20 protein-coding genes are annotated in these 24,742 nt (G+C 72.0%); 4 read left to right on the top strand and 16 right to left on the bottom strand.

The features are described from left to right. Nucleotides 1-9: 9 nt before the first annotated feature. The 5 genes from OG322_RS25820 to OG322_RS25800 form a co-directional block, all read right to left on the bottom strand. The gene (locus tag OG322_RS25820) at nt 10-363 is read right to left on the bottom strand and encodes an MmcQ/YjbR family DNA-binding protein (protein WP_123470875.1); all 354 of its coding nucleotides are present in this window, start codon (nt 361-363) and stop codon (nt 10-12) included. After that, nucleotides 360-1,652 carry a hemolysin family protein gene (locus tag OG322_RS25815; protein ID WP_123470878.1) on the bottom strand — a complete coding sequence of 431 codons (1,293 nt, stop codon included), beginning with the start codon at nt 1,650-1,652 and terminating at the stop codon, nt 360-362. The genes OG322_RS25820 and OG322_RS25815 overlap by 4 nt, the downstream gene beginning before the upstream one ends. Continuing rightward, complete coding sequence (gene ybeY / locus OG322_RS25810; protein ID WP_207319655.1) at nt 1,649-2,146, bottom strand: rRNA maturation RNase YbeY; 498 nt, start codon at nt 2,144-2,146, stop codon at nt 1,649-1,651. The genes OG322_RS25815 and ybeY overlap by 4 nt, the downstream gene beginning before the upstream one ends. A gap of 9 nt (nt 2,147-2,155) precedes the next feature. After that, nucleotides 2,156-3,205 (bottom strand): PhoH family protein, encoded by a 1,050-nt coding sequence (locus OG322_RS25805; protein WP_123470882.1) that lies wholly within the window; start codon nt 3,203-3,205, stop codon nt 2,156-2,158. A 133-nt stretch (nt 3,206-3,338) separates the two neighbouring features. Beyond that, entirely contained in the window at nt 3,339-4,442 is a 1,104-nt protein-coding gene (locus tag OG322_RS25800; protein ID WP_329306995.1) for a carbohydrate kinase family protein, read from the bottom strand. A gap of 324 nt (nt 4,443-4,766) precedes the next feature. On the opposite strand from OG322_RS25800, the gene OG322_RS25795 reads away from it, so the two are divergent. Next, complete coding sequence (locus OG322_RS25795) at nt 4,767-6,125, top strand: MFS transporter (protein ID WP_123470886.1); 1,359 nt, start codon at nt 4,767-4,769, stop codon at nt 6,123-6,125. On the opposite strand, the gene OG322_RS25790 is transcribed toward OG322_RS25795, so the two are convergent. From OG322_RS25790 to hrcA, 9 genes are all read right to left on the bottom strand, one after another. Further along, nucleotides 6,089-7,081 carry an adenosine deaminase gene (locus OG322_RS25790; protein WP_123470888.1) on the bottom strand — a complete coding sequence of 331 codons (993 nt, stop codon included), beginning with the start codon at nt 7,079-7,081 and terminating at the stop codon, nt 6,089-6,091. The two genes, OG322_RS25795 and OG322_RS25790, sit on opposite strands and share 37 nt — an antisense overlap. A gap of 27 nt (nt 7,082-7,108) precedes the next feature. Further along, entirely contained in the window at nt 7,109-8,017 is a 909-nt protein-coding gene (locus OG322_RS25785) for a ribonuclease Z (protein ID WP_123471485.1), read from the bottom strand. A gap of 14 nt (nt 8,018-8,031) precedes the next feature. Then, the gene (locus tag OG322_RS25780) at nt 8,032-8,391 is read right to left on the bottom strand and encodes a histidine triad nucleotide-binding protein (RefSeq protein WP_123470889.1); all 360 of its coding nucleotides are present in this window, start codon (nt 8,389-8,391) and stop codon (nt 8,032-8,034) included. A gap of 115 nt (nt 8,392-8,506) precedes the next feature. After that, nucleotides 8,507-11,740 (bottom strand): S41 family peptidase, encoded by a 3,234-nt coding sequence (locus OG322_RS25775; RefSeq protein WP_329306994.1) that lies wholly within the window; start codon nt 11,738-11,740, stop codon nt 8,507-8,509. Nucleotides 11,741-11,819: 79 nt separating this feature from the next. Beyond that, nucleotides 11,820-12,314: a hypothetical protein gene (locus tag OG322_RS25770; RefSeq protein ID WP_260147583.1), complete on the bottom strand. Its 495-nt coding sequence runs from the start codon at nt 12,312-12,314 to the stop codon at nt 11,820-11,822. Between the two features lie 133 nt (nt 12,315-12,447). Continuing rightward, nucleotides 12,448-13,194 (bottom strand): 16S rRNA (uracil(1498)-N(3))-methyltransferase, encoded by a 747-nt coding sequence (locus OG322_RS25765; protein WP_124283977.1) that lies wholly within the window; start codon nt 13,192-13,194, stop codon nt 12,448-12,450. Continuing rightward, a complete protein-coding gene (locus tag OG322_RS25760) occupies nt 13,191-14,264 on the bottom strand; it encodes a nitronate monooxygenase (RefSeq protein ID WP_123470895.1) in 1,074 nt (357 codons plus the stop codon). The genes OG322_RS25765 and OG322_RS25760 overlap by 4 nt, the downstream gene beginning before the upstream one ends. A 113-nt stretch (nt 14,265-14,377) precedes the next feature. Continuing rightward, a complete protein-coding gene (gene dnaJ, locus OG322_RS25755) occupies nt 14,378-15,514 on the bottom strand; it encodes a molecular chaperone DnaJ (protein ID WP_123470898.1) in 1,137 nt (378 codons plus the stop codon). Next, nucleotides 15,515-16,531, bottom strand: coding sequence for a heat-inducible transcriptional repressor HrcA (gene hrcA, locus OG322_RS25750; RefSeq protein ID WP_073735980.1), 1,017 nt, complete (start codon nt 16,529-16,531; stop codon nt 15,515-15,517). 186 nt (nt 16,532-16,717) lie between these two features. Here hrcA and OG322_RS25745 point away from each other — a divergent pair, with 186 nt between their 5' ends. The 3 genes from OG322_RS25745 (at nt 16,718) to OG322_RS25735 (ending at nt 21,265) form a co-directional block, all read left to right on the top strand. Continuing rightward, nucleotides 16,718-17,440, top strand: coding sequence for an MBL fold metallo-hydrolase (locus tag OG322_RS25745; protein WP_329306993.1), 723 nt, complete (start codon nt 16,718-16,720; stop codon nt 17,438-17,440). Between the two features lie 25 nt (nt 17,441-17,465). Beyond that, the gene (locus tag OG322_RS25740; RefSeq protein ID WP_123470903.1) at nt 17,466-18,284 is read left to right on the top strand and encodes a DUF3097 domain-containing protein; all 819 of its coding nucleotides are present in this window, start codon (nt 17,466-17,468) and stop codon (nt 18,282-18,284) included. Nucleotides 18,285-18,400: 116 nt separating this feature from the next. Then, nucleotides 18,401-21,265, top strand: coding sequence for a hypothetical protein (locus tag OG322_RS25735; RefSeq protein WP_124283978.1), 2,865 nt, complete (start codon nt 18,401-18,403; stop codon nt 21,263-21,265). An 18-nt stretch (nt 21,266-21,283) separates the two neighbouring features. Here OG322_RS25735 and hemW read toward each other — a convergent pair whose 3' ends face one another. Next, on the bottom strand, nt 21,284-22,525 hold the full coding sequence (gene hemW / locus OG322_RS25730; protein WP_123470907.1) for a radical SAM family heme chaperone HemW: 1,242 nt from the start codon (nt 22,523-22,525) through the stop codon (nt 21,284-21,286). Between the two features lie 90 nt (nt 22,526-22,615). Continuing rightward, nucleotides 22,616-24,523 carry an ATP-binding SpoIIE family protein phosphatase gene (locus tag OG322_RS25725; RefSeq protein WP_329307766.1) on the bottom strand — a complete coding sequence of 636 codons (1,908 nt, stop codon included), beginning with the start codon at nt 24,521-24,523 and terminating at the stop codon, nt 22,616-22,618. Between the last annotated feature and the right edge of the window lie 219 nt (nt 24,524-24,742).

Genomic DNA, 24,742 nt, shown 5'->3' with positions numbered 1-24,742 from the left:
CAGCGGGCGCTACGCCCGGTCCAGCCGCAGGCGCTCCGCCCGCGGCAGCCCCGCCACCACCAGGTCGTAGCTGTCCTCGATCAGCTCACGCACTCTTCCGTCCGGCAGCCCGGACACGGTCACCGTGTTCCAGTGCCGCTTGTTCATGTGCCACCCCGGCGCCACGGCCTCGTGCTCCTCCCGGAGCCGCACCGCGTCGTCGGGGTCGCACTTGAGGTTCACCTTCAGCGGCCGCGCGTCCAGGGAGCTCAGCGCGAACATCTTGCCCAGCACCTTGAAGACGGACGCCTCCGGCCCGAACGGGAACTCCTCGGCGCTCGCGTTGAACCCCAGGCAGAACGCCCTCAGCTCCTTCGGAGTCATGCCGCCGCCTCCTCCGGCGGAGCCACCGGCTCCACCAGTACCGTGACGATCTTGTTCCGGCGGCCCGCCGGGGACTCCGCGGTCAGCCGCAGCCGTCGCCCGTCGGGCAGTTCTACCTCCGAGGAGGCGCCGGCGATCGGGACCCGGCCCAGCGCCTTCGCGAGCAGCCCGCCGACCGTCTCCACGTCCTCGTCGTCGTACTCGTCGAGGCCGAACAGGTCGCCGAGGTCCCCGATGTCCAGGCGCGCGGTGACCCGGAAGCAGCCGTTCTCCAGCTCCTGGACCGGCGGGAGTTCGCGGTCGTACTCGTCGGTGATCTCGCCGACGATCTCCTCCAGGATGTCCTCGATGGTGACGATGCCCGCCGTACCGCCGTACTCGTCGATGACGACCGCGACGTGGCTGCGGTCCTGCTGCATCTCGCGCAGCAGGTCACCGGCGTTCTTCGTGTCGGGCACGAACGCCGCGGGACGCATCGCCGTGGAGACCAGATCGGCCTCCGACTCCCGGTTGATGTGCGTCTTGCGGACCAGGTCCTTGAGATAGACGATCCCGACGATGTCGTCCTCGTTCTCCCCGGTGACCGGGATGCGCGAGAAACCGGAGCGCAGCGCGAGGGTGAGCGCCTGCCGGATCGTCTTGTAGCGCTCGATGCAGACCAGGTCGGTGCGCGGCACCATCACCTCGCGCACGAGTGTGTCGCCCAGTTCGAAGACGGAGTGCACCATGCGGCGCTCCTCGTCCTCGATCAGCGACTCCTGCTCGGCGAGGTCGACCATCGCCCGCAGTTCGGCCTCACTGGCGAACGGCCCCTTGCGGAACCCCTTGCCCGGCGTCAGCGCGTTGCCGATGAGGATCAGCAGTTGCGGGATGGGCCCCATGATCCTGGCCAGCGGCAGCAGGACGTACGCCGCCGCCGTGGCCGTGTTCAGCGGGTGCTGCCGGCCGATGGTGCGTGGCGAGACCCCGATGGCGACATAGGAGACCAGGACCATCACCCCCATGGCGACGGCCAGCGCCTCCCAGGTCTCCGGCAGTTCCTTCAGACAGGCGTACGTGACCAGTACCCCGGCCGACATCTCGCAGGCGACCCGCACCAGCAGGGCGACATTGAGATAGCGCGTCGGATCGGCCGCGACCTGTTCCAGCTTGTCGCCGCCGCGACGGCCCGAGCGGACCGCCTCGGCGGCCCGGAAGCTCGACGTACGCGCGATACCTGCCTCGGCACACGCCGCCAGCCAGCCGACGACGACCAGTACGACGACCCCGAAGACGAGGGGCAGGCTCACGAGACGGTCGGGGCGGGCGACGGGCCGGTCATACCGCGCTCACCGCGCCAGCCGTCCACGATCGCCGCCTGGAGGCCGAACATCTCGGCCTTCTCGTCCGGCTCCTCGTGGTCGTAGCCGAGCAGGTGCAGCACCCCGTGGACGGTCAGGAGCTGGAGCTCCTCGTCCATGGAGTGCTGCGTCTCGGCGTCCTCGCCCTGCTTCTTGGCGACCTCCGGGCAGAGCACGATGTCACCGAGGAGTCCCTGCGGGGGCTCCTCGTCGTCCTTGGCCGGCGGACGCAGTTCGTCCATCGGGAAGGACATGACATCCGTCGGACCCGTCAGATCCATCCACTGGATGTGGAGCTGCTCCATGGCATCGGTGTCCACCACGATCACCGAGAGCTCGGAGAGCGGGTGGATCCGCATCCGAGCCAGTGCGTAGCGGGCGATGTCGAGGATCGCCTGCTCGTCGACCTCGGTTCCGGACTCGTTGTTGACGTCGATCGACATGGTGCGCTGCTACTGCTTCCCGTTGTGGCGGCCCCGACCCTTGCCGGCCGGGCCGTCCTGTTCGCCTTGGCTGTCGTACTTCTCGTACGCGTCGACGATACGGCCGACCAGCTTGTGCCGGACGACATCCTGGGACGTGAGCCGGGAGAAGTGCACGTCGTCGATGCCCTCCAGGATGTCCTGCACCTGGCGCAGACCGCTCTTGGTCCCGTTCGGCAGGTCGACCTGGGTGACGTCACCGGTGACGACGATCTTCGAGTCGAAGCCGAGCCGGGTCAGGAACATCTTCATCTGCTCGGCGCTGGTGTTCTGCGCCTCGTCCAGGATGATGAAGGCGTCGTTCAAGGTCCTGCCACGCATGTAGGCCAGCGGCGCCACCTCGATCGTCCCCGCCGCCATCAGCCGCGGGATCGAGTCGGGGTCGAGCATGTCGTGCAGCGCGTCGTAGAGCGGGCGCAGGTAGGGATCGATCTTGTCGAAGAGCGTGCCGGGCAGGAAGCCGAGCCGCTCGCCGGCCTCGACCGCCGGGCGGGTCAGGATGATCCGGCTGACCTGCTTGGACTGCAGGGCCTGAACGGCCTTGGCCATGGCCAGGTAGGTCTTGCCGGTACCGGCGGGGCCGATGCCGAAGACGATCGTGTGCTTGTCGATCGCGTCGACGTACCGCTTCTGGTTGAGCGTCTTGGGGCGGATCGTGCGGCCGCGGCTGGAGAGGATGTTCTGGGTGAGCACCTCGGCCGGGGTCTCCGTGCCGTCCGCCTGGCCGTCGTCACTGGCCCTGAGCATCGCGATCGAACGTTCCACAGCGTCCTCCGTCATCGGCTGACCGGTGCGGAGCACCAGCACCATCTCGTCGAACAGGCGCTGGATCAGGGCGATTTCCGCCGTGTTACCCGTCGCGCTTATCTCATTGCCCCGGACGTGGATGTCGGCTTCCGGGAACGCCGCTTCGATCACGCGCAGCAGCGAGTCGCCCGATCCCAGGAGCATCACCATGGGGTGTGCGGCCGGAATCCTGATGTGGGCACGCGCCTGCCGCTGTGTTGGTGTCTGAGTCATGGGCCGGCCCTCGGGCCTGCACATACCTCCCGTTGCAGGGTTCTCGCTGCTCGACAACCTCTGGAGTACCAAGCGTACGACTCCCTACCGACAACGCCGAGAGGTTTTCGCGGGCGGAAAGCGGCCGGACAGGTCACGGACGGAAGCCGATCGTCGGGACGGCCCTGCGCAGCGGCCAGTGGCGGGCCGCCGACGGGAGCAGGTCCTGGAGGAACGCGTAGCGCTGGAGCGCCGCCGGGTCCTGGTCGGCGCAGGTGCGGACCTCCTGCCACCAGGCGGCGATCTCCGCCCAGCCGGGGGCCGACAGCGAGCCGCCGAACTCCTGGACCGAGAGGGCGGCGGTGAGTCCGGCGAAGGCGAGCCGGTCGGCGAGCGGCCAGTTGGCCAGGGTGCCGGTGACGAAGCCGGCGACGAAGACGTCACCGGCACCGGTCGGGTCGAGCGCCTCGACGTCGATCGCGGGGACCTCGGCGGCGGTCCCGGTGGCCGCGTCGACCGCGTAGGCGCCCTCGGCGCCGAGGGTGACGACGGCGAGCGGTACGTGTTCGGCGAGTGCGTGCGCCGCGGCGCGGGGGCAGTCGGTGCGGGTGTAGCGCATGGCCTCCTGCGCGTTGGGGAGGAACGCCTGGCAGTGCGCCAGGTCGGTCAGGCCCGCCAGGTCCCAGCGGCCGGTCTCGTCCCAGCCGACGTCGGCGAAGACCATGGCGCCGCGGCGGGCCGCCGCGGCCACCCACGGCTCGCTGCGGCCCGGGACGAGCGAGGCGACGGCGGCGCGGGCCCGGGGCGGGCACTGCGGGAAGGCGGTGGCGGCGCGCCCCGGTGCGGCCGGCGGCGGGGCCTCGTGGCCGTGCGAGACCATCGTCCGCTCGCCCTCGTACGCCATGGAGGCGGTCACCGGGGAGTGCCAGCCGCGGACGGTGTGCGACATGGAGAGGTCGATGCCCTCGCCCTGCTCCAGCGCGTCCCAGCAGTACTCGCCGTAGTGGTCGTCGCCGAAGGCCGCGGCCAGTGAGGTGTGCAGGCCGAGCCGGGCCAGTGCGGTGGCCATGTTGGCGACCCCGCCGGGGCTGGAGCCCATGCCGCGCGCCCAGGACTCGGTGCCGCGCACGGGGGCGCTGTCCAGGCCGGTGAAGATGATGTCGAGGAAGACCGTGCCGGTGAGGAAGACGTCGCAGTCCGGGTCCTGCGGCGCGCGCAGTCCGTCCAGTGGGTCGATTCCAGGAATCCCAGTGCTCACCTTGCACTCCCCGATCGTGGCAGTTCCGGCCAGTGTGCCCGATTCACTCCCCCGTCCGGGGGGCCCGCGCCGCGTCTGTGCACACAGAGTCTGACCTGCATAAACATGCGCTGTTACCCGCATAGAAGTACGGCAAACGCATAAGTGAGCCAGATCACAGCGAGGCGACTTTCGGTCAGCCGGGAGCGCTTGATACAAATTGGCCCGCGAGCACCGTTGGGGGCAGTTTCCGGCGAGTGCGTCGACTTCCTCATATTTTCCGCATTTCTGCCTTACCCCCTCGCTGTCTTCTCCGCCTCCTCTGGCATGTCTTCAGGAACGCCCATGTCCTCGCGCCCTCGCGCCGCGTGGCCGCTGGTTGCCGTGTTCACCGCCGGTTACCTCGCCTCTTATCTGCTCCCCACCATCGTGGGGAGGCTCTCCGTCTATCTGGGTCTCAGCGCGGCCCAGGGCGGTCTGGTCGGCAGTGCTCTGCTGCTGAGCTCGGCGTCCGCCGGGTTCTGCCTGGCGGGCCGGGTCGAGACGTACGGGCCGCAGAGACCCGCGCGGATCGGGCTGGCCCTGGCCTCGCTGGGCTACGGCTGCGCGGCGCTGGCCGGTTCCGTGCCACTGGTGGTCATGGGCGTGATGGTCGGCGGCTTCGGCTCCGGTACGGCGACCGCGGTCGCCGCGGCGGGCATCGCCGCCCAGCGCGATCCGCACCGGACCTCGTCCCTGGGGCTGCTCAGCGTCTCCGCGACCGCGGGCGTCCTCTATCTGACGATCCCTCACCTGGGCGGCGGCCACCGGCTGCCGTTCGCCTCGATCGCCCTGGTCGCGCTCCTCGTCTGGCCCGCCACCTCACGGCTGGGCGGCGCGGTGCCGGCCGGCCCCGCCGTCCCCGCCTCCGGGCGGCTGCCGCACCGCCGCTCCGGTCTGGTGCTGGCGGGCGGCATGCTCGTCTGGTCGATGGCACAGAACGCGCTGTGGGGTGTCAGCAGCCGCATCGGTGTGGTGCAGGTGGGGCTCTCCGAGGTCAGCATAGGAGCGGTCTTCGCCGCCGCGCTCGGCGCCGGTCTGCTCGGCGTGATGGGCGCCGGGGTGCTGGGCGCACGGCTGGGGCGGGCGGTGCCGATCGGGCTCGGCACCGTGATCATCGCGGCGAGCATCGTGCTCAGCTCGTCGGCGAGCGACCTCGGCTCGTTCGCGACCGGCGAGATCATGTGGAACACCTTCTACCCGGTGGTCCTGTCGTATCTGATCGGTCTGGCCGCGTCACTGGACGTACGCGGCCGCTGGGCGGTCCTCGCCGGCTCCGCCTCGTCCGTCGGCGTGGCCTGCGGGCCGCTGCTGGGCAGCGTGCTGTCCGAGGAGTCCGGCTACCGGGTGATGGGGCTGATCCTGGGCGCCATGACCCTGCTGGTCGCGGTCCCGGTGACGGCCGTCGCCCTGCACACCGGTGGCCGCCCGCTGGTGCCGGGATCGGTGCGCCGCAGGGGCGGTGCTCCGGCGGCCCTGCTCGCGGTCACCACCGGCGCGGTGCCCGGCGCCGTGCCCAGGCTCGGTGCGCCCGAGCAGGCCGTCACGGAGCTCAGCCTGCCCGAGCTGCGCCGCAGGCGCCTGGTCAGGAGTGCGTTCCGGACGGCCGGCCCGGCCGGCGGGGGCGGTCAGTCGAACGCGTACGCCTCGACCTCCGACAGGTAGCGCGCCCGGCGCTCCTCGTCGTGGTCGAGGAAGGCCGCCTCGAAGGAGTTGCGGGCCAGGGTGCGCAGTTGTTCGCGCTCCAGGCCGAGGGCTTCGTGGACGGCGTGGAAGGTGTCCCCGACGTACCCGCCGAAGTAGGCGGGGTCGTCGGAGTTCACCGTGCAGAGCAGCCCGGCGTCCATCATGGCCCGCAGCGGGTGCTCCTCCAGGGTGTCGATGGCCCGCAGCCGTACGTTGGACAGCGGGCAGAGGGTGAGCGGTACCCGGTCGGCGGCCAGCCGTTTCACCAGCTCCGGGTCCTCCATGCAGCGCAGCCCGTGGTCGATGCGCTCCACGCCGAGCACGTCGAGCGCCTCCCGGATGTAGGCGGGCGGCCCCTCCTCGCCCGCGTGGGCGACCTTGCGCAGTCCGAGCGCCTCGGCCGCGGCGTACACCTCGCGGAACTTGGCGGGCGGGTGGCCGACCTCGGCGGAGTCCAGGCCGACGGCACTGATCCGGTGCAGATGCGGCTTCGCGGCCTCCAGGGTCTCCAGTGCCGATTCGGCGGACAGGTCGCGCAGGAAGCACATGATCAGCTGGGTGGAGACGCCATGCTTCTCCTCGCTGCGCTCCAGTGCCCGGCCGAGTCCCTCGACGACCGTGCCGATCGGGACGCCGCGGGCGGTGTGCGCCTGCGGGTCGAAGAAGATCTCGGCGTGCCGCACGCCCTGGGCGGCTGCGCGGGCGAGGTAGGCGTCGGCGAGGTCGGCGAAGTCGTCCTCGGTCCGCAGTACCGCCATCAGCGCGTAGTACAGGTCGAGGAAGGTCTGCAGATCGTCGAAGAGATAGGCGGTGCGCAGCGCCTCGGTGTCCGCGTACGGGAGGTGCACGCCGTTGCGTGCGGCGAGCGCGAAGGCCAGCTCGGGTTCGAGGGTTCCTTCGATGTGGAGGTGGAGTTCGGCTTTGGGGAGGTGCACGGTTTCTCGCTTACGCAGGTGGTGCTGTTACTGGTGACGAGTGGGTACAGGGACCCGGATCAGGTCCTGGGCTACGGTCAGTTCGCCCTCGAACCCGGCGGCCCGCGCCTGGGTCTCGAAGGCCCCGGGGTCCGGGTAGCGCTGCGAGAAGTGCGTGAGCACGAGATGCCGTACGCCCGCTTCGCGCGCCACCCGGGCCGCTTGTCCGGCGGTCAGATGGCCGTGCTCGGTGGCCAGCCGTTCGTCCTCGTCGAGGAAGGTCGACTCGATGACCAGCATGTCGCATCCCTCGGCGAGCGCGTGCACGCCGTCGCAGAGCCTGGTGTCCATGATGAACGCGAACCGCTGTCCGCGCCTGTGCTCGGAGACGTCGTCGAGCGTGACACCGCCGATCGCGCCCTCGCGTTGCATCCGGCCGATGTCGGGTCCCGCGATGGAGTGCTCGGCGAGCCTGGCGGGCAGCATGCGGCGCCCGTCGGGTTCGACGAGGCGGTAGCCGTACGACTCGACGGGGTGCGAGAGCTTGTGGGCGCTGAGCGTGTACGCGTCCGTGGTGGCCAGCGGCCCGTCGGCGGCGACCGGGGCCTCGGTCAGCTCGACGGACTCGCGGTAGGCGGTCGCGTACCGCAGCCGGTCGAAGAAGTGCTGCCCGCTCGCCGGGTAGTGCGCGGCGACGGGGTGCGGGACCTGGTCGAGGTTGATCCGCTGGATCACCCCGGCCAGGCCGAGCGAGTGGTCGCCGTGGAAGTGCGTGACGCAGATCCGGTTGATGTCGTGCGCGGCGACGCCGGCCCGCAGCATCTGGCGCTGGGTGCCCTCGCCGGGATCGAAGAGGATGCCCTCGCCGTCCCAGCGCAGCAGGTAGCCGTTGTGGTTGCGATGCCGGGTCGGGACCTGGCTGGCGGTGCCGAGGACGACGAGTTCACGTGACGACACGGTGTGCGGCCGCCCTAGCCGGGCGGCCACTGGAGGCCGCGGCCGCCCAGGACGTGCGCGTGCGCGTGGAAGACGGTCTGCCCGGCCCCGGCGCCGGTGTTGAACACGACCCGGTAGCCGGTGCCGGTGATCTTCTCGTCGGCGGCGACCTCTCCGGTCTCGCGCACGATGTCCGCGAGGACCTGCGGTTCGGCGGCGGCGAGGGACGCGGCGTCCGGGTGGTGGAGGCGCGGGATGACGAGCACGTGGGTGGGGGCCTGGGGGTTGATGTCGCGGAAGGCGACGGTGGTGTCGGTCTCCCGGATGATGGTGGCCGGGATCTCACCCGAGACGATCTTGCAGAACAGGCAGTCGGGCTGCGGTTCTCCTGCCATGGGGTGCTCCTCAGTCTCGGTGATCCGTTACGGGGCAGCCTAGCCTGGGCCCGCACCCGGCCCCGCCCGTGTGCGAGGCGCGGGGTCCGGGGCGGGGCCCCGGACCCCGCGGACGTCACTGCGGCAGGGGCGGGGCCGTCTTCGCCGGGGTCCGGGTCAGCGACTCCAGCGCGATCCGGATCGCCTCGTCCAGCTGCGGATCCCGCCCCGCCGCACGGTCCTGCGGCGTCATGACGACCTCGACGTCCGGATCGACGCCGTGGTTCTCGACGCCCCAGCCGTACTCCTCCATCCAGAAGGCGTACTTCGGCTGGGTGACCAGCGTGCCGTCCACCAGCCGGTACCGGCTGTCGATGCCCACCACACCGCCCCAGGTGCGGGTGCCGACCACCGGGCCGATGCCCAGCAGCTTGATCGCCGCGTTCACGACGTCGCCGTCCGAACCGGAGAACTCGTCCGCCACGGCGACGACCGGACCGCGCGGCGCATCGCCCGGGTAGCTCTGGGGCCGGCTGCCGCGGGGCAGGTCCCAGCCGACGATGCGGCGGGCCAGCTTCTCGACGATCAGCTGCGAGGTGTGGCCGCCGCGGTTCTCCCGTACGTCCACCACCAGCCCCTCGCGGGCGACCTCGGTGCGCAGGTCGCGGTGGATCTGGGCCCAGCCCGGTCCGGCCATGTCGGGGATGTGGACGTAGCCGAGGCGTCCGCCGGAGTGCTCGTGGACGTAACGGCGCCGGTCGGCGACCCACGCGTGGTAGCGCAGCGCCTCCTCGTCGGCGATCGGTACGACGACGACATGGCGTGGGTCGCCGCCGTCGGCCGGTGAGACGGTCAGCTCGACCGGGTGGCCGGCCGAGCCGGTGAGCAGCGGTCCGGGGCCGGTGACGTGGTCGACGGGGTGGCCGTCGACGGCCAGGATCGCGTCCCCCGCGCGGACGGCGACGCCGGGTGCGGCGAGCGGGGCGCGGGCCGCGGGGTCGGAGGTCTCGGACGGCAGGATGCGGTCGATGCGCCAGCTCCCGTCGTCCGCGCGGGAGATGTCGGCGCCGAGCAGCCCCTGCCGGGCCGAGTCCTCGTGCCATCCGCCGATCGGCCTCACATAGGCGTGCGAGGTGCCGAGTTCGCCCTGTACCTCCCACAGCAGGTCCATGAGGTCATCGTGGGTGGCGACGCGTTCCAGCACCGGCCGGTAGCGGTCCAGGACGCCGGTCCAGTCGACGCCGCCCATGTCGGGGCGCCAGAAGTTGTCCCGCATGATGCGGCCGGCCTCGTCGTACATCTGCCGCCATTCGGCGGCCGGGTCCAGGGTGCGGCGGATCCGGGAGAGGTCGACGGTGATGCTGCCCTCGCCGTCGTGGTCGTCGTCGGAGCCCGCCGGGACACGGCTGTCGGACGGTACGACGCGCAGTTTGCCGTGGCTGTGCAGCACCAGCCGCTTGCCGTCGCCGCTGACCGCGAACCGGCCGATGTCCGAGGCGAGTTCCTCGCAGCGCAGCTTCTCCAGGTCGTACCGCTCCAGCACGGTCTCGGGGCGGCGGGCGTCGGGCGTGGCCCCGCTCGTGCCGAGGACTCCGATGACCGGGTGGCGCAGCCAGAGCAGCCCGTCCTTCGCGGCCCGGAGCGAGGAGTAGCTGGCGGCCTCGACGGGCAGCGGCACGATCCGGTCGGCGAGGCCGTCCAGGTCGATGCGGGTGACCGGGAGCGCGGTCGGGTTGTCGTCGCCCTCGCCGCTCTTCTCCCGCTCGGTCGGGCGGCCGTGGAGCTGCGGCCCGAACGGGGAGGGGGTGGTCGCGGCGAGCGTCAGCAGGTGCGGCCGGCAGACGCCGATGAAGGCCAGGTCGAAGACGTGTGAGTCGTAGACCGGGTCGAAGGCCCGCTCGGAGAGGAAGGCCAGGTGCTTTCCGTCGGGGGTGAAGGCGGGTGCGAAGTCCCGGAACCGCAGCGGGGTGGCCTCGGCGACCGTCAGGTCGGCGAGGTGGGCGAGCTTGAGCTGGCTCAGCGGTTCGGGGCCGGGGTGCGACCAGGCGAGCCAGGAGGAGTCGGGTGAGAAGACGAGCCCGGAGGCGTCGCCGTGCTCGCTGCGGTCCACCTCGTGGACCTCGCCGCTCTCCCGTTCGACGATCAGTACGCGTCCGTCGTGGGCGGCGACGGCGAACCGGCTGCCGTCGGGGGCGGGGGCCAGGTCGAGGACCCGGCCGAGCCGGCCCGCGGCGAGCCGGCGCGGTACGGCGCCGGGTGAGGTGCCGGTGGCGGGCGCGCACTCCAGCGCGTCGTCGCCCTCGGCGTCGGTGACCCAGACGACGTGCTGGTCGCCGTCGGCCTGGAAGGTGCGGGGCAGCCTGGCCCGTACGCCGGGTTCGACGGCGAGTGCGCGGGCCGGGCCCTCGCGGTGGGTGACCCAGTGGACGGCTCCGCGGGACCCGACCGCGCTGCCGCGGCCGGTGCGGTCCGGGGACGCGGCGCTCACGTGGCTGCCGGCGTGCACGGGGTGCGGCTGGAGGTCGGCGCGCTGGCCGCCGAGCCGGATGTCGAGGCGGCGGGGCTCGTCGCCCTCCAGTCCGTCGAGGAGCCAGAGCTCTCCCGCACTGACGTAGGCGACCCGGGTGCCGTCGGTGGCGGCGTGCCGGGCGTAGAAGCCCTCGATGCCGGTGTGCCGGCGCAGACCGGTGCCGTCGGGGAGGGAGGAGTAGAGCGCTCCGACGCCTTCGTGGTCGGAGAGGAAGGCGATGCGCCCGCCCACCCACATCGGGCACTCGATGTTGCCGTCGAGCTCCTCGTTGACCCGTACGAACTCCTGCGGAGTCCCGTCGCCGGGTGTCTCCCCGGCGGCGATCCAGAGCTTGCCGGCCGTGCCGCCCCGGTAGCGCTTCCACTTGGCGGCCTCGCGCCCCATGGTGGCCGAGAGCAGCAGGATCCGTCCGCCGGGCCCGTACGCGAGGGAGCCGACCGGCCCGTACGGCAGGGTCCGTGCGGGGCCCCCGTCGACCGGTACGGCGCGGGCCCAGGTGCGGCGCAGCGAGACCTGGCCCTGGGTGCTGATCACCAGCACATCGCCCTCGGGGGTCCAGCCGTGCACGGCTGTCTGCGCGTCGCCCCAGTAGGTCAGCCGCTTGGAGGGCCCGCCGTCGACGGGGGCCAGGTGCACCTCGGGCACGCCGTCCCGGGTGGACGTCCAGGCGACGAGGGTGCCGTCAGGAGATATCCGCGGCTGGGTGACGGGGCGGTTGTCCGCGCTGACTCGCCAGGCTCGGCCGCCGTCGAGCGGCGCCAGCCAGACATCGTCCTCGGCGGTGAAGGCGATCAGGTCGCCCTGGACATGGGGATACCGGAGGTAGGAAGGCTGCGTCACATCGATCACCCTAGGCCGAGGTCGTGCCCGAGGAAACGGAGTTGGCCGGAGTCCGACGTAGGGCCGGTGCCCGGCACGCTCACTTGCCCTGGGGGTACGCGGTCACGGTGACCGTGACGGTCGCGGTCGGCCCGGCGCCTCCCCCGCTGCTGCCCGCCGGGGGCCGGGGCGGCGCGGAGGCCGGGGGCGCGGCGTCGCAGTTGCCGAGCATCGTGGCCCGGAACACGGTCTTCCCGCCCGCCTTCGCGGTCATGTCACCGCTGACGCAACGGCCCTCGACCTCGCGGTCGACCTTGCCTTCGAGACTGATGTCCTTGCCGTCCTTGGTACGTCCGTTGCAGTCGACGTCGGCGACCCGGCTGGTGGCGGCGGTGGACGAACCGGCCCGGGAGGCGGCGCTCGCGCCCCCGCCGGTCCGTGCGGTGCAGCTCAGCCACTGCACGTCCACCCCTTCGTGCTCCAGCGCGCGGGTGGCGGTCCGGTCGGTCGTCACTGCGATGGACGCGGAGTTCAGGCCGTTGACCGGGTCGCAGGCCGCCAGTCCGGCGACGACCGTGCCCGCCAGGCAGATCACGGCCGGAAAGCGACGGATCCTTCGATTGCACCATGCCCTTGATGTCCCCATACGGGCAGCTTCCCACCGCTCCTGACGGTGCGGTAGACCGCTTGCGGCCAGAACCGGCCAAGGTTCCGGGAAACGGCCCGATTCATGACCAGCGGCCGGTCCGGCCCAGCAGCAGGGCCGTTGCCGCCGTGCCCGCCGTCGAGGTGCGCAGCACGGTCCGTCCGAGCCGGCAGGTCCGGGCGCCGGCGGCGGCGAACGCGGCCAGCTCGTCGGGAGAGACACCGCCCTCCGGGCCGACGACCAGCACGATCTCGCCCGTTCTGGGCAGGGCGACGGTGGCCAGCGGCTCGCTGGCGTACTCGCGGTCCTCGTGCAGTACGGCCGCGAAGTCGGCTGCGGCCACAAGTGCGGCGACCTGCTTGGTCGTCATCGCGTCCGCCACCTCCGGGAACCGCACCCGGCGCGACTGCTTGCCGGCCTCGCGGGCCGTGCCGCGCCATTTCGCCAGGGCCTTGAGGCCCCGGTCGCCCTTCCACTGGGTGATGCAGCGCCCCGCCTGCCACGGCACGACCGCGTCGACGCCGGTCTCCGTCATCGTCTCGACGGCGAGCTCGCCGCGGTCGCCCTTGGGCAGCGCCTGGACGACGGTGATGCGGATGTCGGGCCGGGGTTCCTCGTGGACGGAATCCAGACCGGTGAGCACCAGCCGGTCCTTGCCCTCGGCGGCCAGCACCACGCCCTGCGCCCAGTGGCCCCGGCCGTCCGTCAGGACGACGTCCTCACCGGCGCGCAGGCGTTTCACCGAGACGGCGTGCCGCCCCTCCGGCCCCTCCAGGACGAACCCGGGTCCCTCAGGCATCTGTTCGACGACGAAGACGGGTGCCGTCACTGCGTGCTCCTTGTGCTCACTGCCGCCCGGGCGGCGTCCAGTTCCTCGGCGAGCAGCGCGACGAGCCGGCCGGCCGTCAGCTCGCGTGCCATCCGGTGCCCCTGGCCCGCCCACAGCGCCATGCCCTGTGCGTCCCCGGCCTTGGCCGCCGCCTTGCGCAGCGGGGCGGTCAGCTGGTGGACCTGCGGGTAGGCGGCAGGGGCGTACGGTCCGTGCTCGCGCACGAAGCGGTTGACCAGGCCGCGGGCCGGGCGCCCGGAGAAGGCCCGGGTCAGGGTGGTGCGGACGAACAGCGGGTTGGTCAGGGCCTGTTTGTGCAGCAGATGGGCGCCGGACTCGGGGCAGATCAGGAAGGCGGTGCCGAGCTGCGCGGCATCGGCCCCCGCCGCGAGCACGGCGGCGATCTGGGCGCCGCGCATCAGCCCGCCGGCGGCGATGACCGGGATCTGCACGGTCTCGCGCACCTGGGCCACCAGGCTGAGCAGCCCGGTCCCGATGCCGTCGGCCTGCGGGTCGTCGCGGTGGGTGGACTGGTGGCCGCCCGCCTCGACGCCCTGGGCGCAGACCGCGTCGGCGCCCGCCCACTGCGCGGCCTGGGCCTCCTCGGGCGTGGTGACCGTCACGACGGTGTAGGTGCCCACCGCGGCGAACGCGTCGAGGGTGTCGCGGGCCGGGCAGCCGAAGGTGAAGGAGACGGCCGGGACCGGGTCCTCCAGCAGGATGGCGAGCTTGGCCTCGTAGCCGTCGTCGCCGCCGGAGTCGGTTTCACCGAGCGGGGTCTCGTACCAGGCGGCCTCGCCGGCGAGCTGGTGCCGGTACACCTCGACGGCGCTCGGGTCGGCGAGGTTGGGCTGCGGCATGAAGAGGTTGACGCCGAAGGGCTGGCCGGTCAGTCCGCGGGCCTGCTTGATGTCGTTGTACATGCCGTCCGCGGTCTTGTACCCGGCGGCCAGGAAGCCGAGCCCGCCGGCCTCGGCCACGGCGGCGACGAGCTGCGGGCAGGAGACTCCGCCCGCCATCGGGGCCTGCACGATCGGATACCGGCAGAGATCGGTCAACGCGGATGGCATGACGGCATCGTGTCATGTCCTTCCTGTCCCGTGATGCGCACCCCGTGGACGCGTTATGTCCGCAATGCCGTACGGACCCGGAAACCCGGGCCCGTACGGTGTCGATGCGGGGACTAGCGTCCGTTGAACGCGTCCTTGAGACGTGAGAACAGGCCCTGCTGCCCGGGCTGGAACTGGCCGGTGGGCCGTTCCTCGCCGCGCAGTTTCGCCAGCTCCCGCAGGAGGCGTTCCTGTTCGGGGTCCATCTTCGTCGGGGTCATCACCTCGACGTGCACGATCAGGTCGCCGCGCCCGCCGCCCCGCAGGTGGGTGATGCCGCGCCCGTGCAGCGGGACGGACTGGCCGGACTGGGTGCCCGGCCTGATGTCGACCTCCTCCAGGCCGTCGAGCGTCTCCAGCGGCACCTTGGTGCCGATGGCCGCCGCCGTCATGGGGATGGTGACCGTGCAGTGCAGATCGTCGCCGCGCCGCTGGAACACCGCGTGCGGCAGCTCGTGGATCTCGACGTAGAGATCGCCGGCCGGGCCGCCGCCGGGGCCGACCTCGCCCTCGCCCGCGAGCTGGATGCGGGTGCCGTTGTCGACACCTGCGGGGATCTTCACGGTGAGGGTGCGCCGCGAGCGGATGCGGCCGTCGCCGGCGCACTCCGGGCAGGGGGTCGGCACGACCGTACCGAAGCCCTGGCACTGCGGGCAGGGCCGTGAGGTCATGACCTGGCCGAGGAACGACCGGGTGACCTGGGAGACCTCGCCGCGGCCGCGGCACATGTCACAGGTCTGGGCCGAGGTGCCGGGTGCGGCGCCCTCTCCGCTGCAGGTCGCACAGACGACGGCCGTGTCGACCTGGATGTCCTTGGTCGTGCCGAAGGCGGCCTCGGAGAGGTCGATCTCCAGCCGGATCATGGCGTCCTGGCCGCGCCGGGTGCGCGAACGGGGTCCGCGCTGCGACGCCGTGCCGAAGAACGCGTCCATGATGTCGGAGAAGTTGCCGAAGCCGCCCTGTCCGAATCCGCCCGCGCCACCTCCGCCGGAGGCGGACAGCGGGTCGCCGCCGAGGTCGTAGACCTGCTTCTTCTGCGCGTCCGACAACACCTCGTAAGCGGCGTTGATCTCCTTGAACCGCTCCTGGGTCTTCGGATCGGGGTTCACATCCGGATGCAGCTCGCGTGCGAGCCGCCGGAAGGCCTTCTTGATCTCGTCCTGCGAAGCGTCGCGGCGCACGCCGAGTACGGCGTAGTAGTCCGTGGCCACTTACGACTCCGCCAGGATCTGTCCGACGTAACGTGCCACTGCGCGTACCGCTCCCATCGTTCCGGGGTAGTCCATGCGGGTCGGTCCGACCACGCCGAGTTTGGCGACTGCCTCGTCGCCCGAACCGTAGCCGACCGCGACGACGGACGTGGAGTTGAGGCCCTCATGGGCGTTCTCGTGCCCGATTCGTACGGTCATGCCCGAGTCCTTGGCCTCGCCGAGCAGCTTCAGCAGCACGACCTGCTCCTCCAATGCCTCCAGCACCGGCCGGATCATCACGGGGAAGTCGTGCCCGAAGCGGGTGAGGTTGGAGGTGCCGCCGATCATCAGCCGCTCCTCCGTCTCCTCGACGAGGGTTTCGAGCAGGATCGAGAGCACGGTGGACACGGTTGCCCGGTCCTCGCTCTCGAAGGATTCCGGCAGATCCTGCACCAGTTGCGGGACGTCCGCGAAACGGCGTCCCACCACCCGGCTGTTGAGCCGGGCCCGCAGATCGGCGAGAGAGGTCTCACCGAACGGCGTCTGGCAGTCGACCAGCCGCTGTTCGACCCGGCCGGTGTCCGTGATCAGCACGAGCATCAGCCGGGCGGGGGCCAGCAGGAGCAGTTCCACGTGCCGCACCGTCGAGCGGGTCAGCGAGGGGTACTGCACGACGGCGACCTGCCGGGTCAGCTGCGCGAGCAGCCGTACGGTACGTCCCACGACATCGTCGAGGTCGACCGCGCCGTCGAGGAAATTCTGAATGGCCCGGCGCTCCGGCGACGACAGGGGCTTGACGCCCGCGAGCCGGTCGACGAAGAGCCGGTAGCCCTTGTCCGTAGGGATGCGTCCCGCACTGGTGTGGGGCTGGGCGATGAAGCCCTCGTCCTCCAGCACCGCCATGTCGTTGCGGACGGTGGCCGGGGAGACCCCCAGCTTGTGCCGCTCCGTGAGCGCCTTGGAGCCGACGGGCTCCTCGGTGCCGACATAGTCCTGGACGATGGCGCGCAGCACTTCGAGTCTGCGTTCGCTGAGCATCGCGCACACCTCCAGCTGTCTACCTCGGTCGATCTCGGGTCGTTCCCGGGACTTCTCCTGGCACTCTGTCCGTTCGAGTGCCAGCAATCCCCCCGGTCAGTGTACGGCGACCGAGTGGGCCCCTAGCAAGGGCGACCGGCCACGCTACCGCGAGACCGTGCAGGTCGTTGCCGATAGCGTCGCGGTATGGACGCCACTTGGGAAGAGTTCGGCTGGGAGCGGTTGGGTGACGGAGTGGGCCGGCGGCGGCTGCCCCGCTGGGACGCGACGGTCGCACTGGTGGTCGGAGCGGACGGGGCCCTTCTCTTCGACACGGGTTCGACACTCCGGGAGGGCGTCGAGCTGCGGACCCGGGCCGAGCGGCTGCTCGGCCGGAGGGTGACGCATATCGCACTGAGCCATCCGCACTTCGACCATGTACTGGGCACGGCGGCCTTCGCCGGGGCCCGGGTGTACGGGGCGTCCGGCCTGACGGATCTGCTGAGAGCCGGGGCCGGCGACCTCCACCGCTCCGCGGTGGCGCACGGAGTGTCCGAACAGGACGCGGCGGAGGCCGTGGACGTGCTGGTGGCCCCGCACCACGAGGTGTGCGGGGAGTGGACGATCGACCTGGGCGGCGGCCGTGAGGTACTGCTGGCCGACGTGGGTCCGGGGCACAGCGGCCACGATCTGGCGGCGCTGGTGCCCGGCTCGCCCGCGGTCGTCCTCTGCGGCGATCTGGTCGAGGAGTCCGGTGAGCCGCAGGCCGGCTCGGACGCGGTCGTCTCGCGCTGGCCGGCCGCACTGGACCGGCTGCTGGCGCTGGGCGGTGAGGACGCGCTGTACGTACCGGGGCACGGAGCGGTGGTGGACGCGGCTTTCGTCCGGGCGCAGCGCGACGCATTGGCGGCCCGGTTCGGCGTGTCGTGAGGCCGTCCCGTCCTATCGTCGTCCGATGCGCAGCTATCAGCCGGACCTGACCCCGCCGTGGAAGAAGTCCGCCCCCGCCCCCGAGGTGCCCGCCGATCCGGATCTGGTCGTGGAGGAGGTCGCCACCGGCTTCTGCGGTGCGGTGATCCGCTGCGAGAAGACGGCCGCGGGTCCGACGGTGACCCTGGAGGACCGGTTCGGCAAGCACCGGGTCTTCCCCATGGAGCCGCGCGGCTTCCTGCTGGAGGGCCGGGTGGTCACGCTCGTGCGGCCGTCGGCCGGGGGTCCTGTCCGGCCCGCCCGTACGGCCTCCGGCTCGGTGGCGGTACCCGGGGCGCGGGCGCGGGTGGCGCGGGCCGGGCGGATCTACGTGGAGGGCCGGCACGACGCGGAGCTGGTCGAGCGGGTCTGGGGCGACGACCTCCGGATCGAGGGAGTGGTCGTCGAGTACCTGGAGGGCATCGACGACCTCCCGGCGATCGTGCGCGAGTTCTCCCCGGGCCCGGACGCGCGTCTCGGCGTGCTGGTCGACCATCTGGTGCCGGGTTCCAAGGAGTCCCGTATCGCGGCCCGGATCTCGGACGGGAACGTCCTGGTGGTCGGCCATCCGTACATCGACGTGTGGGAGGCGGTAAAGCCGTCGTCCGTGGGAATCGGCGGCTGGCCGGTGGTGCCGCGCGGCCAGGACTGGAAGACCGGCGTGTGCCGTTCGCTGGGGTGGCCGGAGAACACCGGGGCGGCCTGGCAGCGGATTCTGTCCTCGGTCCGCTCCTACCGGGACCTGGAGCCCGAACTCCTGGGCCGGGTAGAGGAATTGATTGACTTCGTCACGCTTCCCGCCTGATGTCCGGCGGGTCTTCCCGCCAATCCGGGGCCGATCCCTACAATGGCCTGCGCCCCGCACGCATCATCGGTTATTGAGTGGTGCCTGGCTCTTTTCGCGAGGGAAGGCACGGGGCGATGGCGCGCGAAGTGTGGCGGGACAGTGCGGACAACGAGGCGGCCTCGGCCGTCTTCCACTTCGTGCAGCAGCTCATCGACCGGTACCGGGACAACCGGCCGGTGATGCCGCTGGTGGTCCTCCAGGCCGCCGACGCCGACGTCCCGTCCGCCGTGGACGCCAGGGTCGAGCAGATCGTGCGCCAGATCCACCACGCCAATCAGCTGCGCCGCGTGCCGCTGAAGCTGCTCGACGGCCGTGGCGGGACGCCGTACGACGCGGCGCTCGACATGGTCCGCACACTGACCGAGAAGCCGTGGGAGATCCGGAGCGGCTCGCAGTACAAGCCCTTCTCCTTTCCCCGCTCGCGGCTGCTCGGCGCCATCGAGCAGGCCACCGCCGCCGTGGTCGGGGAGCCGGACCACGGCGGCTCCCCCGGCGACCGCGACGACCGGATCCTGGAGCAGCTGAGCACGCTGCGCTGGCGGGTCAGCCGACGGGGCCCGCGGAACTGGCTCGGCGCGTTCAGGGAGTCGGTGCGGCCCGAGACGTTCCTCGGGGCCGTCGTCATCGCGGTGCTCGGTGTGCTGCTCGGCGAGATCGGCTGGGTGCCCACCGCCCTGGTGGCCGTGGGCGCGGTGCTGGGTCTGGCCGTCGTCCGGCTGGTGACGACGTCGGCGCCGCCGCTGCTGTGGCTGCGGCGGGCCAGCAGGTGGTTCGCCACCACCTCCTCGCTGGCCGCGGCCAGTACCGGATACCCGTCCGACGGCTGGTCCCGCTTCTCGCCCAGCGGGTCGTGGCGGGTCATCCGGGTCCGGGCCGCGGTGGTCGCCGGGCGGGTGGCCGACGCGGCGGCGGGCGACGAGCAGTCCCGCCAGTTCCACCTGGAGCTGCGGGTCCAGGCACTGCTGGAGGACCTGCGGGACAACTACCGTCCCCACGCGCTGGACTGGCGGCGCGGCAAGCGCGTCGTGCCGCCGGTGGTGTTCCTTCCCACCGCCTGTCAGAGCAACGGCGGCATCCAGCTGATCAACGCCCTCAACAACGTCCGCTCCCGGCGCAGCGAGGTGGATCCGCTGCTGCTCCTGGCCTCGCTGCCGGCGGCCGAGATACTGCGGCACACCCCGCCGCTGCCCGCGGAACCGCTGCCCACGCACACCGGTGCGGCGCGGGCCCGTTACGACAACTGGATCAGCCATCTCAGCATCGGCCAGTCCCCGACGGCCGCCGCCACGCTCGCCTGGGTGCTGCGGCTGCCGCTCTCGACCGAGCAGCTGACCCATGAGCACGGTCACGCGCAACTGGTCACGACGCGTGTGCGCAGGACGTGGGTCTGGTGGGTGATGTCGCGTACGACCGTGGCGCTCCTCCTGGTCGGCGCCCTGCTGGCGACCTTCCTGGTGAGCAGTCAGCTGGCGAACCGGTACTGCCACGGTCCGCTCACCGACGTGAACACGGACTCGGTGAAGCTCTCCGGCCCGGGCGGCGGGCCGAAGGAGTGCATAGGTGTGTCGACGACCGCACAGGTGCGTTTCGCCTCGGGCAACGACCTGTCGCTGAACGGCTCCGGCAAGGGCGTCACCTTCGACCGGATCGAGCGGGCCGTGGAGGAGGAGAACGCCGCCATCATGCCCGGGGACGACTACGTCACCGTCATCTACGCGGGCCCGTTCACCGCCACGTCCCCGGAGGGCACCCGCAAGGCCCTGGAGGAGCTGACGGGTGTGTATCTGTACCAGCACCACACCAACAAGCTGGACTTCTCCGTCAAGCTCAAGGTGCTGACCGCCAACGGCGGGCAGGACATGCTCCAGCAGATCCCGGCGGTGAAGAAGATCATCGAGGTGGCGAGGAAGGACCGCAGGGTCGTCGGGGTGGTCGGGCTCGGGCGCGACACCACGGACAGTCCCCGGGCCACCGAGCTGCTTCAGGAGGCCGGTCTCCCGGTGGTGGACACGACCAACTCCGGCGGCTATCTGGCGAAGGGCTACTCGAACTACTTCGGCATCGCCGCGACCGACGAGGAGCAGGCGGACGCGCTGGGCCTGGTGGCCGGGCAGGTGGCCGGGAAGTCCCCGCATCCGCGGGCCCTCGTGCTCTCCCGCAGGCTGGTCAACAACGACAAGGACCGCTACACGCAGGAGCAGCGCAAGGTGGGGCGCACGATGCTGAAGAAGGCCGGGTTCGAGGTGGCTCCGCTGGAGACGTACGGCCTGGGCCACCACAACAGCGCCGACCTCGACAAGCCGGTCCAGAAGATCTGCGACGCGGACCCGGCACCGGACGCCCTGTACTTCGCCGGCCGGGTCGAGGACGTCAACAATCTGATGGGCCGGCTCTCCCAGGGCTGCGCGGGGAAGCCCATCACGGTCTTCACCGGCGACGACCTGACCAAGGCGCGGTTCGACGACAGCACGGATCTCGCCGAGGACGTCACGCTCTACCACACGGCGCTCGCCCCGATGGGCCGCGGCCGGGCCGACGGCTTCTACGCGCAGGCGCACCGGACCCTGGAGGGCCTGCTGCCCGCGGGCGGGACCCTGCCGCGCCTGCCGGCCGCCAGGCCCTACCAGGACGGCCTGTTCGCCAGCGGGCAGTCGGTCATCTCCTACAGCGCGACGGCCGCCCTGTACGACGCCGCCAGCCACGGCGACACGATGAACAGCGCCGCCGAGACGTGGGCGAACCTGTACGCGGTGAACCTGCAGACGATGCCCACCGGCACGATCACGTTCCGCGGCTTCATCCCGTACGAGGCCCAGGCCGGCCACGGTCTCGACGTCGTCGAGATCACGTATCCGGACGGCCGGATCCACAGCAGGATCATCTGCGGCCGGCCGGCCGGGGGCCACAAGATCACCCCGGTCGGCTGCCCGGTGGGGTGAGCCGTCCCCGGCGCGTCCTCAGTCCACCAGGTCCCGCACCACCGCGTCGGCCAGCAGCCGCCCCCGCAGGGTCAGCACGGCCCGGCCGTCCCCGAACGGCCCGGACTCCAGCAGACCGTCCTCCACGGCCCGCCGGGCAGCGGTGAGCCCGGCCGGGGCGAGCAGGGACAGCGGGCAGCCGTCGGCGAGCCGCAGCTCCAGCAGGATGCGCTCGACGCGGCGGTCCTCCGCGGAGAGGATCTCGCGTCCGGCCCCGGGCGAGCGCCCCTCGGCCAGCGCCTGCGCGTACGCCCCCGGGTGCTTCACGTTCCACCAGCGCACGCCGCCGACGTGGCTGTGCGCGCCGGGTCCGGCGCCCCACCAGTCGGCGCCGCGCCAGTACAGCTCGTTGTGCAGGCAGCGGCCCTCGGGCGTCCGGGACCAGTTCGACACCTCGTACCAGGAGAAGCCCGCCGCGGCCATCGCCTCGTCCGCGATCAGATAGCGGTCGGCGTGCGCGTCGTCGTCCGTCATCGGGATCTCGCCGCGCTTGATCCGGCGGGCCAGCTGGGTGCCCTCCTCGACGATCAGGGCGTACGCGGACACATGGTCGGGCCCGGCGCCGATCGCCGCGTCCAGCGAGGCCCGCCAGTCGTCGTCGGACTCGCCCGGGGTGCCGTAGATCAGGTCGAGGTTGACGTGGTCGAAACCGGCCGCCCGCGCCTCGGCGACACAGGCCTCGGGCCGGCCGGGGGTGTGCGTGCGGTCGAGGATCTTCAGTACGTGCTGCCGGGCGCTCTGCATCCCGAAGGAGATCCGGTTGAAGCCGCCCTCGCGCAGCTCGGCCAGGTACGCCGGGCCGACCGACTCCGGGTTCGCCTCGGTGGTGATCTCCGCATCGTCCGCGAGCCCGAACTCCTCCCGGATCGCCGCCAGCATCCTGACGAGATCGGCGGCGGCCAGCAGGGTCGGCGTACCGCCGCCGACGAAGACCGTGCGGACCGGCCGGGGGTCGTCGCCCAGGACCTTGCGGGCCTGGCGGACCTCGCCGATCAGATGGGAGGCGTAGTTGTCCCGGGAGGCCAGCGCTCCGCCGGAGCCGCGCAGCTCGGTCGCGGTGTAGGTGTTGAAGTCGCAGTAGCCGCAGCGGGTCGCGCAGTACGGCACATGCAGGTAGAAGCCGAGCGGCCGGCCGGCGGCGCCTTCCAGGGCATGGCGGGGCAGCGCCCCGTCGTCGGGCACGGGCTCACCATCGGGCAGTACGGAAGGCATACCGTCCATTGTCGCGCGCCGCCCGGCAACCGGACGCCACCCCGGTCTCCGGCCACCGTGCCTGCCCGCCCCCGATCCGCCGGGCAGGCGCTGCCGGCCTTACAGGGCCTGGAGGACCAGCAGCGCCAGGTCGTCGTCCGGCGGGCGCTCGGCGAAGGCGTGCACCGCCTGGTTGATGCGGTCGGCGATCCCCTCGGCGGTCAGCCCGGTGCAGTCGGCCAGCGCCTGCGCCAGGCCGTCGCCGTCGTCGAACATCACCGGGCCGGAGCGTCGCTCCGTCACCCCGTCGGTGACGCACAGCAGGCTGTCGCCGGGAGCCAGGTCGAAGCTCTGGCTCTCGTACGTCGCGTCGTCGACGACACCGAGCAGCAGCTGCGGTTCGGCGGCGATCCGCACCGTGCCGTCGGGGCGCAGCAGCAGCGGCAGCGGGTGGCCCGCGCTGGCCAGGGTGCAGCGCGCGCCGCCGTCGGGCAGCGGCACGAGCTCCCCGTACAACAGGGAGAGGAACCGGGGCCCGCTCTCCGCGGACTGCTGGCCGCCCGCGGCGGCGACCATCAGCGCGGCCGCCTCGGCGGCCTCCATCGCGTCGTCGAGGAGCAGCCGGTTGAGCCGGACCAGGACCTCGCCGACCTGGAAGCCCTCGCGGGCCAGCAGCCGCAGCCAGGGGCGGGCGAGGCCGGTGACGACGGCGGCTTCGGGGCCGCTGCCCTGGACGTCGCCGAGGACGAAGCACCAGCGGTCGTTCGGGCACGGGAAGATGTCGTAGAAGTCACCGCCCACCACTCCGTCGTCGCTGGGCTCGTACACCAGTGAGCTGGCGACGCCCGGTATGTCGGCGACCTTGCTGGGCAGCAGTCCGCGCTGCAGGATGCGACTGATGGTGGCCTGCCGGGTGTAGGCGCGGGCCGCGCCCACGGCGAGGCCGACCCGGCGTACGAAGTCCTCTATCAGGGCGGTCACCTCGTCGGGCACCCGGGCGATGCCCTCGCGGCCGACGAGTACGGCGCCGAGGGTGCGGCCGCCCGAGGTGATCCGGTACGCGAGGGCGACGCCGTCGCTCCCGTCCGGCGCGGCGGCGTCCTCCGTGCTGCCGGGCCACGGAATCGAGACGGGTCCGGTGCCGACCCGCTCGGGGAGCCGGAGCGGGTCCCCCTCCAGCACCTCGCGCAACGGGTCCGTACGGGTCTCGTCGATGTGCCAGACCTTGGCGAGCCGCGGAACGGCAGCGCGGCCGCCGCTCTCCGGCTCCAGCCAGATCGCGCACCAGTCGGCGAGCCTAGGTACCAGTAACTGTCCGGCGAGCGCGGCCACGATGTCCTCGTCGAGCTGTCCGGCCAGCAGGTCGGAGGCCTCGGCGAGGAACGAGAGCGCGCCGCGCCCGGCCCAGTCCGCGTCGTCCCGCAGGGCGCGCCGGGCGGTGGGGGCGAGGAGTTCGGCCGCCCGCAGCCCGTGCTGGAAGCCGGGCTCCGCCCGGGCGTCGGCGAAGGGGTTCCAGTCGTCGACGGGGAGCCGGGCCCAGACGGTCTTGAGGCCGGTGCGGTAGGTGATGCCCCAGCGTTCGGCGAGGGTGGCGACGAGCTCCAGTCCGCGCCCGTACTCGGCGGGCTCCCCCGGGGCGGCCGCGCTGTCGGGCCCGGCGCCGTTCTCGCTGCCGTCGCTGCGCACGGCACGGGCCGGATGGTGGTCGGAGACCTCCAGCACCAGTGCCGACACCTCGTCCTCGGTCGCCTCCTCCAGCCGGAAGAGCAGTTCGACGTTGGTCCCGGCGTGCACGACGGCGTTGGTGACCAGTTCACTGACGATCACCGCCGCGTCGTCGGACAGCCGCTCGCTGAACCCCACGGCCGCGGGCAGGCCGAGCCCGCTCCACTCGGCGAGCGCGGCCGCGACGAACCGCCGGGCCGCGGCGGGCGCGAGCAGATTCCCGGGCAGGCTCGTGCGGGCGGCCGGCTGGGTACCCGTGGACGCGGCACTGCTTCCGGGACGCTGCACGATGTCCCGCTGCAAGGGAATGGGCCCCACAGGGCGGCTCCTGACCTGTTCTCGCTATTGCGCCGCTGACGACAGGGACAGAGTGACAGATCGGCCCAGCACATACGCGTCGAGTTACCGAAGTGAGGGGAGAAGTGAGCCGAGCAGCAGACGGGGAGCGAGCGGGGAGGCGCGCGGCGCAACGACGTGCCGGCCCCCGCGCCGGAACGCGGGGGCCGGTCGGCCGGGGCCCGG

Origin of the sequence: Streptomyces sp. NBC_01260, from assembly GCF_036226405.1 — a bacterium.
In the GTDB taxonomy this organism is placed as follows: domain Bacteria; phylum Actinomycetota; class Actinomycetes; order Streptomycetales; family Streptomycetaceae; genus Streptomyces; species Streptomyces laculatispora.
This window is presented reverse-complemented; position numbering and strand designations above follow the sequence as displayed.

Excerpts from the sequence above, each read along its gene's own strand:
- OG322_RS25820 (WP_123470875.1), bottom strand. The coding sequence starts at position 363 with ATGACTCCGAAGGAGCTGAGGGCGTTCTGCCTGGGGTTCAACGCGAGC.
- ybeY (WP_207319655.1), bottom strand. The coding sequence starts at position 2,146 with ATGTCGATCGACGTCAACAACGAGTCCGGAACCGAGGTCGACGAGCAG.
- OG322_RS25805 (WP_123470882.1), bottom strand. The coding sequence starts at position 3,205 with ATGACTCAGACACCAACACAGCGGCAGGCGCGTGCCCACATCAGGATT.
- OG322_RS25795 (WP_123470886.1), top strand. The coding sequence starts at position 4,767 with ATGTCCTCGCGCCCTCGCGCCGCGTGGCCGCTGGTTGCCGTGTTCACC.
- OG322_RS25780 (WP_123470889.1), bottom strand. The coding sequence starts at position 8,391 with ATGGCAGGAGAACCGCAGCCCGACTGCCTGTTCTGCAAGATCGTCTCG.
- OG322_RS25760 (WP_123470895.1), bottom strand. The coding sequence starts at position 14,264 with ATGCCATCCGCGTTGACCGATCTCTGCCGGTATCCGATCGTGCAGGCC.
- hrcA (WP_073735980.1), bottom strand. The coding sequence starts at position 16,531 with ATGCTCAGCGAACGCAGACTCGAAGTGCTGCGCGCCATCGTCCAGGAC.
- OG322_RS25745 (WP_329306993.1), top strand. The coding sequence starts at position 16,718 with ATGGACGCCACTTGGGAAGAGTTCGGCTGGGAGCGGTTGGGTGACGGA.
- OG322_RS25740 (WP_123470903.1), top strand. The coding sequence starts at position 17,466 with ATGCGCAGCTATCAGCCGGACCTGACCCCGCCGTGGAAGAAGTCCGCC.
- OG322_RS25735 (WP_124283978.1), top strand. The coding sequence starts at position 18,401 with ATGGCGCGCGAAGTGTGGCGGGACAGTGCGGACAACGAGGCGGCCTCG.
- hemW (WP_123470907.1), bottom strand. The coding sequence starts at position 22,525 with ATGGACGGTATGCCTTCCGTACTGCCCGATGGTGAGCCCGTGCCCGAC.